Source organism: Lentzea terrae (assembly GCF_003265345.1).
Classification (GTDB): domain Bacteria; phylum Actinomycetota; class Actinomycetes; order Mycobacteriales; family Pseudonocardiaceae; genus Lentzea; species Lentzea terrae.
Genome location: NZ_QFWW01000023.1, coordinates 168,812 through 181,771, shown reverse-complemented (window position 1 = coordinate 181,771; position 12,960 = coordinate 168,812). Strand labels below are relative to the sequence as shown.

The 12,960-nt window shown below is 67.7% G+C and carries 11 protein-coding genes; 3 read left to right on the top strand and 8 right to left on the bottom strand.

Translation table 11 applies throughout. The features are described 5' to 3' along the window. The first annotated feature begins 6 nt into the window (after nucleotides 1-6). Complete coding sequence (locus tag DI276_RS28530) at nucleotides 7-600, top strand: RNA polymerase sigma factor (RefSeq protein ID WP_112268897.1); 594 nt, start codon at nucleotides 7-9, stop codon at nucleotides 598-600. After that, the gene (locus DI276_RS28525) at nucleotides 593-1,477 is read left to right on the top strand and encodes a CU044_5270 family protein (protein WP_112268895.1); all 885 of its coding nucleotides are present in this window, start codon (nucleotides 593-595) and stop codon (nucleotides 1,475-1,477) included. Before DI276_RS28530 ends, DI276_RS28525 begins: the two co-directional genes overlap by 8 nt. 51 nt (nucleotides 1,478-1,528) lie before the next feature. On the opposite strand, the gene DI276_RS28520 is transcribed toward DI276_RS28525, so the two are convergent. The 3 genes from DI276_RS28520 to DI276_RS28510 all read right to left on the bottom strand — a co-directional run bounded on the left by DI276_RS28520 (nucleotide 1,529) and on the right by DI276_RS28510 (nucleotide 5,246). After that, entirely contained in the window at nucleotides 1,529-3,304 is a 1,776-nt protein-coding gene (locus tag DI276_RS28520; RefSeq protein WP_232836980.1) for an alpha/beta hydrolase, read from the bottom strand. Between the two features lie 178 nt (nucleotides 3,305-3,482). Continuing rightward, entirely contained in the window at nucleotides 3,483-4,373 is an 891-nt protein-coding gene (locus DI276_RS28515; protein ID WP_232836979.1) for a helix-turn-helix transcriptional regulator, read from the bottom strand. Between the two features lie 57 nt (nucleotides 4,374-4,430). After that, nucleotides 4,431-5,246, bottom strand: coding sequence for an oxidoreductase (locus tag DI276_RS28510; RefSeq protein ID WP_112268893.1), 816 nt, complete (start codon nucleotides 5,244-5,246; stop codon nucleotides 4,431-4,433). 111 nt (nucleotides 5,247-5,357) lie between these two features. On the opposite strand from DI276_RS28510, the gene DI276_RS28505 reads away from it, so the two are divergent. Next, on the top strand, nucleotides 5,358-5,885 hold the full coding sequence (locus DI276_RS28505) for a TetR family transcriptional regulator (RefSeq protein ID WP_112269288.1): 528 nt from the start codon (nucleotides 5,358-5,360) through the stop codon (nucleotides 5,883-5,885). Nucleotides 5,886-5,894: 9 nt separating this feature from the next. On the opposite strand, the gene cobF is transcribed toward DI276_RS28505, so the two are convergent. From cobF to DI276_RS28480, 5 genes are read right to left on the bottom strand one after another with little or no spacing between them, the layout of a single operon-like run. Next, the gene (cobF, locus tag DI276_RS28500) at nucleotides 5,895-6,638 is read right to left on the bottom strand and encodes a precorrin-6A synthase (deacetylating) (RefSeq protein WP_112268891.1); all 744 of its coding nucleotides are present in this window, start codon (nucleotides 6,636-6,638) and stop codon (nucleotides 5,895-5,897) included. A gap of 9 nt (nucleotides 6,639-6,647) precedes the next feature. Next, nucleotides 6,648-7,880, bottom strand: a complete 1,233-nt coding sequence (locus DI276_RS28495) for a phenylacetate--CoA ligase family protein (protein WP_112269286.1) — start codon at nucleotides 7,878-7,880, stop codon at nucleotides 6,648-6,650. Beyond that, on the bottom strand, nucleotides 7,880-10,351 hold the full coding sequence (locus DI276_RS28490; RefSeq protein WP_112268890.1) for an acyl-CoA reductase: 2,472 nt from the start codon (nucleotides 10,349-10,351) through the stop codon (nucleotides 7,880-7,882). Before DI276_RS28490 ends, DI276_RS28495 begins: the two co-directional genes overlap by 1 nt. Beyond that, entirely contained in the window at nucleotides 10,351-11,487 is a 1,137-nt protein-coding gene (locus tag DI276_RS28485; protein ID WP_112268888.1) for a LuxE/PaaK family acyltransferase, read from the bottom strand. The genes DI276_RS28490 and DI276_RS28485 overlap by 1 nt, the downstream gene beginning before the upstream one ends. Next, on the bottom strand, nucleotides 11,484-12,611 hold the full coding sequence (locus DI276_RS28480) for a GNAT family N-acetyltransferase (protein ID WP_112268886.1): 1,128 nt from the start codon (nucleotides 12,609-12,611) through the stop codon (nucleotides 11,484-11,486). Before DI276_RS28480 ends, DI276_RS28485 begins: the two co-directional genes overlap by 4 nt. Between the last annotated feature and the right edge of the window lie 349 nt (nucleotides 12,612-12,960).

Here is a 12,960-nt window from a genome sequence, read left to right as displayed (position 1 = left end):
CGGTCATTGACTTCACCGGGGGAGGATGCCGACGATGCGCAAGTCATCGAGGCATCGCTGCAGGACCCAGAGCGGTTCGCCGTCATCTTCGATCGACACGGCCCGCACATCAGTCGCTACCTGGAACGCCGCCTGGGCAAGCAGAACGCCGATGACCTGCTGGCGGAAACGTTCCTGACCGCGCTGGACAAGCGCTGGCAGTACGACCTGAGCCGGCCGGACGCCCGGCCGTGGTTGTACGGGATCGCCACGAACCTCGTCAGCCGGCACTGGCGAGCCGAGGCGCGTGAGCTCAAGCTGCACAACCGCGCACTCGTCGGTGAACGGGAGGACGGCCACGCCGAGCGAGTCGCCGAGCAGGTCACCGCGCAGGCGATGGGCAAGCTGCTCGCCGCTGCACTGGCCGAGCTGGCCGACGCCGATCGCGATGTGCTGCTGCTGATCGCGTGGGAGGGCCTGTCCTACGACGAGGTCGCCGCCGCGCTGGCCATTCCGGTGGGCACCGTGCGCTCCCGGCTGAACCGCGCCCGCCGGAAAGTCCAGCTCAAGCTGCGCACCGCTGACGACATCGCGACTCCGGAGGAAGCCAACCATGGATGAGATCCAGCTGCTCCGCCGCATGGTCGCGGAGACCGACCTGCCCGAGCCCGAAACCCTTGCGCCCGTTCGGGAACGCCTGCTCGCCGCCGCCCGCGCCGAGAACAGGCCGCGGACGCGCCGTCGCGGTCGCCGGCTGACGATCGCCGGCGTGGTCGGTCTGGCCGCGGCGATCGCTGCCGTGGTGGTGCTGACGCCGTTCGGTGGTCCGTCGCCCACCGCCGAGGCCGCCGAAGTGCTGCGCCGTGCGGCTGATGTCGTGCGCGGCCTGCAGGAGACCGCACCGCGAGCCGACCAGTTCGTGTACACGAAGACGGAGCACCCCGACGGCGTCCGGGAAGCCTGGCAGTCGGTGGACGGCACGGGAGACGGCATGATCCGCAACGACCCGTCCGAGGAACCCGCCTGGCTGATGGGCTGCCGCAACGGCAAGAAGCAGCTCACCAAAGGCGGCAGGCCGATGCCCGGCCGGTTCGAGGACTGCACGCCGCAGCCTGCGTACCGCCCGGACATGCCCACCGACGTCGCCGCCATGCTGGTGTTCCTCAACCGCAACGGCCTCGACGACCTGGACGACTCCAGCGCGAACGACCGGCCGGTCAACGGTGATGACGTCGCCTACCTGCTCACCGAGAGCTACCTGTCGCCGCAGTCCAGGGCCGCGTTGTTCGAAGCCCTGGCCCTCGTGCCCGACCTCACGCTCGAACAGGACGAGAAGGATGCGGCAGGCCGTCGAGGGGTGAAGATCTCCTGGCCGGACATCGGTGATCACCGGGGTGGTGACCTGATCCTCGATGCGGAGACCTACACCGTGCTCGGCAGCGAGGACACCGCCGTGCTGGCGAGGGGCGTCGTGGACCAGGTGGGTCAGCGGCCCTGAATGGAAACGGGCCCCGGCACGCCGTGCCGGGGCCCGCAGCTCTACAGGGTGTTACAGGTTGGCCGGCATGCCCGACTCGTCGGCAGCCGCGGTCGAGGAACCGCTGAGCAGATCCTTGACGATCTTGTTGGCTTCCTTGACGGCGGGCGTGATCATCTTGATCTTGATCTTGCCGTTGGTCATCTTGCCGCCGACCTCGTAGGTCTTGTCCTCGTGCGGCAGCGGGAGCCCCTGGCAGCCGGTGAACTGCTTGCGCGGGGTCGCACCGGTCTGGAAGTAGAAGACGATCGGGTCGTCGACGCAGTCCGTGTTGTACGGGAACAGGCCGTGCGAGCCCTCGTTGTCGACGCTGATCAGCTTGGCGTTCGGCAGTGCCTTCGCCGTGGCCAGACCACCCTCGTACGCGGTGGCGGCGTCGAGCTCGGACTGCGCGACGAGCAGCCGCGGGAACGTCTTCTTGTCCGGCTTCGGCATCGAGTTCTTGGTCGGCCAGTACGCGCAGAGCGGCGTGTCCATGAACGGCGCGATGAACGGCGCGTTCACGGTCAGGTCGGCCAGCCAGTACTTCCAGTAGTGCAGGTTCTGGTTCCACTGACCGTCCTGGCAGCGGATCGCCTCGAACGTGGCGTCCCAGGTCTCGACCTCGGCGGCGGCGGTCGTGGACTTCACCGCGACGCGCTCCTTCTTGGCGATCGCGGCGAGCGCGTTCTCCTTGCCCTTGGCGATGAACGCCTTGTTCTCGGCGGTGAGGTCCGGCGTCGCGAGCATCTTCGCGACGATCTGCTCGACCTTCTCCGAGTCGGTGCCGCCGGCCGGGGCCTTCGAGGCGTCGATCACCGAGGCGACCGCGGACGCCGCCACGTGGTACTGCGTGGTGTCGTACATCGCCGGGATCACGAACCAGGCGACGAACAGCTGGCCCACGAACTCGCGGGTGCCGCCGGCCTTCTCCCAGTTGCGGCGGATCTCCATCGGGTCGGTGCCCTGCCCGTAGCGGGCGTCGTCACGCGCCATGAACGGCAGCAGCGCCTCCTGGAACTGGCGGTCGCGGGTGCGCGGCTGCAGGTCCCAGGTCTTCTCCAGCGTCGACTGCGAGGCGTCGACGGCCGAGTCGAGCAGCATGCGGTGGACCTTGGCCGGGAACGTGGCGCCATACCACGTGCCGAGCCAGGTGCCGTAGGAGTAGCCGATGTAGCTCATCTTCTTCTCGCCGAGCAGGACACGGATGAAGTCCATGTCGTAGGTGGTCTGCTCGGTGGTGATGAACTTGGTCAGCGGGTTCTCGAGGCAGCCGTCGACCTTCGCCTTGTTCAGCACGTTGACGTCGGTGCTGTTCGGGACGGTGTAGCTGCACGTGAGCGGCGTGGAGAGGCCGACACCGCGCGGGTCGAAGCCGATGAAGTCGTACTGGCCGGCGAGCACCGGGGTGCGCAGGGCCATCGCCGCGCCCCACGGCAGGCCGGAGCCGCCGGGACCACCGGGGTTGACCAGCGCGATCCCCTGGCGGCTGGTGCCCTTGTAGGCGGTCTCGGTCTTGGAGACCCGGATGCCGATCGTGTTGCCGTCGGCCGGGTTGTGCCAGTCGCGCGGCACCTGGACGGTGGCGCAGGCCAGGCCCTTCACGGTCTTGAACCGCTTGACCGTCTCCTCGGCGACGCCGGGGAAGGTGCACTCCTCCCAGGTGATCTTCTGGGTGGCCAGCGCGCCCGCGAGCTTGGCCGTGTCCGGTTCCTGCTTCGGTGCCGCGCTCGCCGTCGGCACGAGCACGACGCTCGTGGCGATCAGCGCTCCCGTCAGCGCGGCCAGCCCTCTGAAGTACTTCCGCAAGGTCGATCCCCTTCTGCCCCCGCACGGCCTTTGGAGGCCGTGCTCGCATCAGGGGAAGAAGAAGATTTCCCTCGTTTGACACTCGTGCGCGGTGGCAGAAAGTCGCCATGTCTGAAAACTGTCACCGATGGTGTTCACAGAGTGATGAACCATGGGGTGTCTCTGTGACCTTGCGTGACTAGAGCCAACCACGCCGTGACGCCTGGACGCCGAGCTGGAACCGCGTTTGCGCGCCCAGCAACTGCTGCAGCCGGCTGACTCTCCTGTGCACCGTGCGTTCGCTGACGCCCAGTTCCCGCGCGATCGACTCGTCCGTCAGACCGGCACTGAGCAGCGCCATCAGCCTGCGCGTCGCCGTCGTCGGTTCCTCGTGGGTGTCCTGCTGACCGCCCGGCGTGATCGACACGGCCATCCGCCAGAACGCTTCGAACAACTCGATGAGCGCGCTCAGTAGCACGGACGGGTGAATGAGAAGTGCCACGACGTTCCCACCGGTGACCGTCGGCACCGCGATCAACGCCCGGTCCGAGTCGGCGATCACGAGCTTGAGCGGCACCCCGGGAAACGTCCGCGCCTGCTCGCCGACCGCGATGCTCGCCTGCACCGACGCGAACCCGAGCTCGGTCTGCAACAGCGCCGACTCGTAGACCACCCGGTACCCGACGCCGCGGGCCAGCGCCGGAGGCTGCGCGGGACTCGCCTCCGGCTGCGGGCTGAGGTACGAACCGGGATCCAGCGCCCGGATCTCGGTCTTGGCCTGGCTCTGCATCTCCTCGAACGCGCTGATGACCTCGTCCGCGTCCGTGAGAACCTCGACGAAGTCGACCTCTTTCGCGCCGTGCTCGGCATAGGCCTTCGCGAGCATCTCGGCCGTCTCCCTGGCCCGCACGGCCGCGGCCTCGTGACTGGACGCGATCGCTGCCAACGCCGACCGCGGCGGGCGCACGTCGTTGTCGCGGACGAGCCCCAGCCGTTCGAGCTCCTCGTGCGCCGCGCCGGGCTCGCTCATCGCGCCGCGCAGCATCGCCAGGTACAGCTGCTCGGCCTCCTGCGACAGCCCCTCGTGCACGCGACCCCCTCGGCAGTTCTGAACCGAAGGTACCTGCCCAGAAAGGAGGCAAGGGGGTTAGGCGAACCGGCGCAGCGTCCCGAGGAACATCGCGTCGTACGCCCGGTCCGACAACACCCTGCGCGCGAACAGGATCGGCCGCGCCCCGAAGCCGGCGGCGTAGCGGGTCCTGGGCCTGCGGGCCTGCGCAGCCTTCACGATGACGTCGGCGATGACCTTGGGCTCACTGCCGCGGTCGGTCTGCGAGAACAGCCCGCTGAGCTGCTTCACCTGGTCCTGGTAGGCGCCACCGCCCGACGTCTTCTGCAGGTTCTCGACCGCGATGCCGCCCCACTCGGTCTTGATCGCGCCCGGCTGGATCACCACGACGTCGATCCCGAACGGCTTCAGCTCGAGCCGCAACGAGTCGCTCAGCCCCTCGACCGCGAACTTCGTGGAGTGGTACCAGCCGCCGAGCGGTTCGTAGATCTTGCCGCCGATGGACGACACGTTGACGATCCGGCCGCTCTTCTGCCTCCTCATGTGCGGCACGACCAGCTGCACGAGCCGCGCCAGCCCGAACACGTTGACCTCGAACTGGTACTTGCCCTCCGACAGCGGCACGTCCTCGAACGCGCCGTACGACCCGTAGCCGGCGTTGTTGACGAGCAGGTCGATCCTGCCCGCGTCGGCGATGATCTGCTTGACGCCCGCGACCATCGAGTCGTCGTCGGTGACGTCCATCTCCAGCACCCGGATGCCCTGGGCGGCAAGACCTTCCATCCGCTGCACCCGCCGCGCCGCCGCGTACACCGTGTATCCGGCTTTGTGCAGCTCAACGGCCGTCGACTCACCGATGCCCGACGACGCTCCCGTGACCAGTGCGACCTTCATGACGTCTCCTAACTAACCGGTTGGTTGCTACAACAAGGCAACCATGGATCGGATCGCCTGTCAACCAACTAGTTAGTTGCTTCTACCAACCGGTTGGTTAGAATGCGGAGCGTGGTGAGGGACAAGGAAGCGACCAAGGCCAAGTTGCTGGAGGCGGCGCTCGACGAGTTCGCCGAGTACGGCATCGCCGGTGCGCGGGTCGATCGCATCGCGGCCAAGGCCGGGTGCAACAAAGCGATGATCTACGCCTACTTCGGCAGCAAGGAGGGGCTGTTCGAGGAGCTGCTGAAGATCCAGATCGACCGCATGATCCAGTCGGTCCCCATCACGCCCGACGACCTGCCCGGCTACGCGGGCCGACTGTTCGACTCGTACGTGGAGCGGCCGCAGATCCTGAGGCTCGCGGCCTATCACCGGCTGGAGAACGGCTTCGACGTCGTCCCCGCGGCGGAAGCAGAGGCCCACCGCCACAAGATCGAGGCCATCGCGCAGGCGCAGATGGAAGGCAAGCTCACGGCCGCGTACGACGCCGACGACCTGCTTGACCTGGTCGTGCACATGTCGATACTGGCCTTCAGCACTCCGAACGCCACCCGCGCACTCGTCGAGAAGGCGGTCCGCAGGCTGATCGCCGAGTAGCCGCCGGAATCAGCTCCGGCGCAGCAGGTAGGTGTCCATGATCCAGCCCTTGCGCGCACGGGCTTCCTCGCGCACCTCGCGAATCCGCGGCGCCACGTCACCGACCCGCCCCGACACCAGGATCTCGTCCGGCATGCCCAGATAGGCACCCCAGTAGATCCACGTGTCCGGGTCGACGCCCTCGAACGAGTACTTGGCGTCCAGCATCACGGCGACATCGTCCACATCGGACGGCCAGCCCTCCGCCAGCCGACGGCCGGTGGTGATCTGCACGGGCTTGCCGACCTGGTTCAGCGACACCCGGTGCCCGGCGGTCAGCGCGGCCACCGACGTCACTCCCGGGATCACCTCGACCTCGAACGACTCGCCGCGGCCCAGCAGGTCGTCGAGGATCGCGAGCGTCGAGTCGTACAGCGAGGGGTCGCCCCACACCAGGAACGCCCCGACCTCGTCGTCGCCCAGCTCGGACAGCAGCGAAAGGCACACGTCCGCGCGGGCCCGGCGCCAGGCGTCGATCGTCGCCTCGTAGTCGGACGGGTTGCGGTCGCGGTCCGGATCGCGGCCCTCGACCCACCGGTACGGGCGCGTCACGTGCTCGGTCAGGATCGACGCGCGCAGGTCGACGAGCTCCTGCTTCACGGATCCCTTGTCCAGCACGAAGAACACGTCGACCGTCTGCAGCGCCTTGACGGCCTGCACCGTCAGGTGGTCGGGGTTGCCCGCGCCGATACCGATGACCAGGATCTTTCGCACCCGGACACACTAACCGAGCGGCGGAACGGGGCGTTCGTCGATCAGCCGCGGGGTCTTCCCGCTGCGGGGGTTCACCTCCAGCGCGGACACCCACTCCACCGCCAGCGGTGCCACGGTCCGGCGCTCGACCTGCAGCTCGAAGCGCGGGCTGATCACGTAGACCTCGGCCCGCACCGCCTCGAAGAGGTCCTGCGGAGCACCAGCGATCCGCAACACCAACTGGTCCCGCGCGTCGACCCGTCGGATCACGACCTGAACCCCGTTGTGCACCACACCAGCTCGATCGACAGCGGTACGCAGGTGATCCAGGTGCAGCGTCACAGGTCCGATCCGAGCACCCTCGTCGGCGCGGCCGAGCAACCGGAAGATGCCGTCCTCGACGTCGACCCACTCGGCCAGGTCACCGACCGGGTACCGGATCATCGGCTGCAACCGCCGCGCCAGATCCGTCTGCAGCAACCGCCCCGGCCGGCCCGGTGAGGTGATCACCTGACCGGTCTCGACGTCGACGATCTCCAGCACGGAACTGTCCACAAAGGCCCGGAACACCCGCGGGTCGTCCGAACCGAGCACCGCCGTTCCGATGATCCCGCCGTCGACGCTGCCGTAGACGAACGACCGGAACTCGGCGCGGGGGAAGGCCTCGGACAACAAGGCGCGCTGGTCGTCGTACAACGCCTCCCCGCTGAACAGGATCAGCCGCACCAAGGGCAGCGATCCGGCCTCAGCGACCACGTGCGTGGCCAACCGGCACAACGTCGTGGGGAAGCCCGCGACCACGGTGGCGTCGAAGTCCTGCATCGTGGACAACGTGAACTCGACAGGAGCGCTGCCGGTGATCGGCAGCTGCACCAGGTCGATCGGCGACCGCTGCAGCGCGTTCAGCGCGAAGATGAAGCTCGAGTACAGCTCACCGGCCGCGAACAGGTTCGCGATCCGGTCACCGTGCCGCAGTCCGGCCGCGGGCAGCGTTTCCGCGTACGTGCGGCACATCGCGTCCCATTCCTCGTTGGTGTAGAAGGACACCCGAGGAGCCTTGGTCGTGCCGCCGGTCTTGAAGATCAGCCCGTCGGTGTGCGCGCGGGTCAGCACCTGGTTGTTGCGGACGGTGTTCGCGGCCCAGAACGCGGCCTGGTCGACCACCGGCAGATCAGCGAGCGAGGAACCTTCGACGCCGTCGTAGAGATCCTTGTAGAACGGGGAGTGTGTGCGCGCGTAGCAGATCAGGTCGAGGACGGACATCACACGCTCCTGCTGCTGCGGTGGTCGACGACCGCGATCAACTTGCCGCTGCTCTTGGTGCGCAGAAAGTCCGAGAGGGGTACGTTCTCGACACGAACGGAAAGCAGCTCGTCCTGTTCAACAGCCTCCGCGACCTCGGCGTAGCGCGACAGCAGCGTGACGTGGCTGGCGGCCGGCTCCGGCGCACGGCCGCACTCCAGCCGCACCACCAGTTCCTCGCCGGTCGAGGATTCGTTCAGCTCGATCTGCAACGCGCCGGCGTAGCTGTACTCGTCCTCGAGGATCGTGAGGAACCGCCGGTAGTTCAACGTCTGCGCCGCCGCGCGGAACACGTCACCGGTGCGCCCCAACAGTTCGAACCGCGGGGTACGGCGGCCGCACGGGCAGTCGCCGGTGATCCACCGGCCGAGGTCGCCGATCTCGTAGCGCTCCAGCCGCTGGCCACGCCGCGTGTGCGTGGTGAAGACGAGCCGTCCGGGCTCTCCGGCAGAAACCGGGCGGTCCGACGAAGGGTCGAGGATCTCCAGCGTGTGCAGTCCGGTGAACAGGTGGTGCACCTTCCCGGAAGACGCTTGGCACTGGTAGCCGACCGGGCCCGCGTCGACCGTCGCGTAGGCGGCCGAACGGATGGTCTCGACGCCGAACTCGTCGCGCAGCCGCGCGATGGCCTGCGCGCCGAAGTGCTCACCCGCGTAGAAGATCTTGCGGATGCCGCCGTACTCCTTCAGCAGGTCGCCGTGCTCGGCGAAGAGCCGCTGCACGAACGAGGGCGCGGTCAGCAGCGTGTCGACCCGGTTGTCCACAATGGCCTGAGCGATCGCCTCGAGCTGGCCCCACTCGCCGCCCATCGGGAACTGCACGGCGTTCATCCGCTCCAGCGCGGAGAAGAAGCTGACGAAGCTCGCGTACATGTGCCCGTTGAAGAACAGGTTCATGATCCGGTCGTGTCGCGGGTCCAGTCCGGTCGCGAGCAACGCCTCGGCGCCGACCCACATCTGCTCGTCCCAGTCCGCCCACGTGTAGGCGGACAGCTTGGGCGCACCGGAGCTGCCGCCGCTGCGGAAGTACACATCGGCCGGACGGTCCTGCAGAGTCTCGAAGTCGGACTTCGGCGTCACGGGCACGGCCGGGACGGGCAGCTGGCGCGACTCGGCCAGGTCGTCCAGCGCCGCGTCGAACGCGAACCTGTCGTCGAGTTGCACGGACACCCGGTTGCTGTAGCGCTGCAACGCGTAGACGCCGTCGTGCGGCTCCCCGCTGTAGCCGCCGAGCATCGAGCCGGGCGTGGTGATTCGTTGCACGCCAACGGACACGAACGACCGTGCCAGCGTCGCGACGTCAGGACGGTCCGCGGCGAGTCCGACGGTCTGCAGGTAGCGGCGCATCGGCCGCAGAACCGAAGTGATCTGCTTGCGCGGCAGCGGTTTCACCCACACCGTCCGGTACAGCGGCGACGTGCGCAGTGCCGGCCGCACGTCCGCCAGCACGCGCCAGCGGTCGCCGGTGTGCACCTTCGTGAGCCCGAGGTGTTCCTCCAGCTGCGCGACGACCACGGTGTTCGTGATCTCCGCCCACTCCGCCTGCGAGGGCTCGCGGGTCAGCGGTCCGGTCAGCTCCAGCACGGCAGCGAACCGCTCGGCGAACGCGAAGACCTGGGCAGGCTCCTCCGTGTCGAGGTAGATCACCTGCGGGCTGGAGCACGCCTGCTGCTCCAACGCGCAGACGTCCGCGGCCAGCGCGTGCAGAGTGTCCACATCGGACCACGAGTCGCGAGTCAGGTAGGCGAACGACAGCTTCGGGCCCCAGTCGATCACTCGCGCACCGGGTCGGGTGAGCTCCGTGACGCCGTTGATCGCCTCTTCGCCGCCCCACACCGCGACCGCGTCGGCCGCACCGAGCACGCGGGTCATCCAGTCGGTCCGCGAAGACGAGAAGTGCAGCACGATGAGCCGTGCGGCGATCTGCCCGGTGTGGTCGTGCGCGGCCAGCGCGGCGAGCACCTCGGCCGTGAAGCCGGAGTCGTCGGAAGCAACCTTGATGACGTTGAGGTTGCCGGAGAGCAGGCCTTCAACGGCGCTCAGGACGCCCGCTGCGGGCGCGTTGCCGGCGGTCACGTGGGTGAGCAGCCCGAGCGGCACCCAAGCCTCGTACGTGGGCGTGCGGAAGTCGTACCGGACCATCCGCGCCGGGTCGAGGTTGCCGAGCTCGCGCTTGAGCTTGCGCTCGAGCTCGGGGCGGCTCAGCGCGTGCCGCAACGCCTCCAGCGTCTCCTCGATCTCCAGCTCGTCCAGGCCCCACGCCGCCAGCGCGCCGCGGTGGTCGTCCAGGACCAGCTGCTCGGCCGCCGCGAGCACCACCAGCGGGCTCAGCCGCGGGCCGGTGACGACCTGCTGGGTGCGGTCCTCCAGGGTGTCGAGCCGGTGTGCGACCGAGTCGTCGTCGACCCACTCGCCCTGCCAGAAGTGCCTCATCACTTGCCTTTCAAAAGCTCTGCCGCGGCGATCGCGCAGGAACGGTTGCGGGAGACACCGGCGCGACCGAGGATCTCGAACCACGGGGTCTCGTTGCCGCAACCGCACTCCTCAGGTGCGTGCAGTGCGGCGAGGTCACCCATCAGCACGCTCTGCGCCGGCGCGGAGGTGATGTACGGGGAGACGAACTGGATGTAGCCGGATTCGCCGTACGGCAACGGTTCCAGCGTCCGGACGTCGCGAACCAGTGCACGCGACCAGGTGGGCACGTGCAGGTTGTGGTGCGCGCACTCGACGTACGGCACCGAGTGCTCGACCGAGCCGTAGCTGTCGCGGATCCGCTCGTCCGGGATGCCGAGCATCTCGGTGACCTTCAAGCGCAGCTCCGACTTGGAGATCTGCTGGTCGGCGTTGCCCTTCCAGCCGCCGCCGGACCACACCAGCGACCGCTCGTTCAACCTGAGCGGCTCGATGCCCATGGCCCGCATGCGGTCGATGGCGAAGCTGAGGAACGCGGGGAAGCCGAAGATCCGCACCGGCAAACCGCTGTCGGCGAAGCGCTGCAGCGAACGGATGCTGCCGAACGCGTCGAACTCGTGGCCGGTGCCGGTGTGCGCGAGGCCGTAGTCCACCGACTGGACGGGCGCGAAGTCGGTCATGAACTGCCCGGTGAACGAGCTGCCGAGCTTGACCGACGGCGTGGGCTGGTTGAGGTTGATCAGGTAGTGCACCGGCTCGGTGTCGTCGATGAAACCGTTGTGGTCGTAGATCCGCGCGACCATCCGCTGGCCCGCGCGCAACGTCCAGGCGTCCCAGAACATCTGCGACTTCTGCCCGGTCGTGCCGGACGACGTGGCGTGCACGACGACCTCGTTGCGCGGCACGGACAGCACGTCGTGCATCTTGAAGAAGTTGGCGTGCACGTACGGCTGCTGGGAGATGTCCTTGACGGGCTTGCCGTTCCACAGACTGCGGAAGAAGTCGTTGCGCTCGGCGTGCCACCGGTTCGACTCGTTCACGGCTGCCAGGAACAGGTCTTCGTCGCTGTGGTCGTACGGCGCCGCGACATCGCACAGGGCCTGGACGGCGCTCAACGAGGGATCCGGCACCGTTGCCGGTCCGAGATGGGGGTTCATGAGCGGAAAACTCCGTTGGTGTTGAGGAACTTCTGCGTCCACAGCTCGATGTACTGCTCGGTGAAGGGCCGGAACGCCTCGTCGATCGTGAGCCCGCGGAAGTCGGGCGGTTGTGGCGTGTGCACCATGACCACGTAGTCGTGGTAGCGGTCGCCGTCCCTGCGCATCGCCGGGTACAGCGCCACCGGCAGGAAACCGAACGCCAGCAAGGCACTCAGCTCGTCGAACTCGTGCAACGGCACCAGCGTCTCGACGTGCGGCGCGCCCATGCCGGTGAGCGCGTCGACGACACCGGTGAGATGCGGGATGATCGTCTGCGGGTCGGGCGTGGCGCCGAAGATCGTGCAGTAGCCGTCGTGCCGGTTGAGGTGGCCGTAGAGCTGGTACGCGCCCTGTTCGTCGGCCAGCAGCACGTTCGGCTTGTGCAGCGGGTAGAACCGGCGCGCCGGGTCGTTGATGTTGCGTTCGAAGTGCCGCTGCACGAACTGCGGTGCCTCGATGATCTCCAGGCGTGACGGCTCCGGTTGCGGGAACCCGGTGCCCTCGACGAACTCCGGCAGGTGCGGCAGGCCGATCGTCCGGTGCGTTGCCGTGACGAGCTTTTCGAGAGCGGCAGGCACCTTGTGCACCTCGGCCCTGCGGTCGAGCACCCCGTCGCGGTGCTTGGCCAGCAACGCCATGGTCTCCCGCTTGGCGTGCTTGAAGAGGTTCGGCACGAGCCCGAGCGCGTGGAAACCGTTGCGCAGACACACCCTTTGCGGCGCGATGTGCACCGTTCGGGCCGTGCCGTAGACCGAGTCGACCTCGCCGGCAGCGAGCATCCGGCCGGTGATCTGCCCGACGGCGTGGTGCGCGATGCCGCCACCCTGCGCGTCCGGATCGACGACAAGTCCGGCGATCTTGCCCATCCGGTCCTCGTGCCCGACGTGCCCGGTGATCGACGCGACGACCCTGTTGTCGTTGCGCCACACCAGCCACGTGGTGCTGGCCGTTTTGATCTCGGCGGCCATGACCTCGGGATCGGTGCCCATCGCGATGGGGTAGTTCGCGCCGTGCGCCCGCCGGTACAGCCTGAGCAGGTCGTCGATGTCGTCGAGTCGAGCCGGCTCGAACTCGGGTGCCACTGCCGTGCCTCCTTCGTTTTTCCGTTTCGGGCGCACACGAAACAAGCCGATGCGCGGAGCTGACTCCGGGATCGACTTCCAGCTAATGCGAGGGGGTGACCAATTTCCAGGCTACTGGCTGGTACAACCGCCGTTCAGGTGAGGGAAGCGCACGAGCAGCGAAATTGATTCCTGGTGGCGAGCGGGATCACATGAATTCTCAAGTCCGCCTTAATTTTAAATGCTCGTGCTGCGCCTTCCGGGTGAGTCTTGCCTGGTTGAATGCTTGATCAACGCTGTGAGCGAGATCGCTTTTCCGGTTTTCTGGCCACTCTTTCTTTCTGTCATGTGTCAACGCCGAGTCTTCCTG

Coding starts and splice junctions, on each gene's coding strand:
- DI276_RS28525 (WP_112268895.1), top strand. CDS start 593: ATGGATGAGATCCAGCTGCTCCGCCGCATGGTCGCGGAGACCGACCTG.
- DI276_RS28510 (WP_112268893.1), bottom strand. CDS start 5,246: ATGAAGGTCGCACTGGTCACGGGAGCGTCGTCGGGCATCGGTGAGTCG.
- DI276_RS28495 (WP_112269286.1), bottom strand. CDS start 7,880: ATGTCCGTCCTCGACCTGATCTGCTACGCGCGCACACACTCCCCGTTC.
- DI276_RS28490 (WP_112268890.1), bottom strand. CDS start 10,351: ATGAGGCACTTCTGGCAGGGCGAGTGGGTCGACGACGACTCGGTCGCA.
- DI276_RS28485 (WP_112268888.1), bottom strand. CDS start 11,487: ATGAACCCCCATCTCGGACCGGCAACGGTGCCGGATCCCTCGTTGAGC.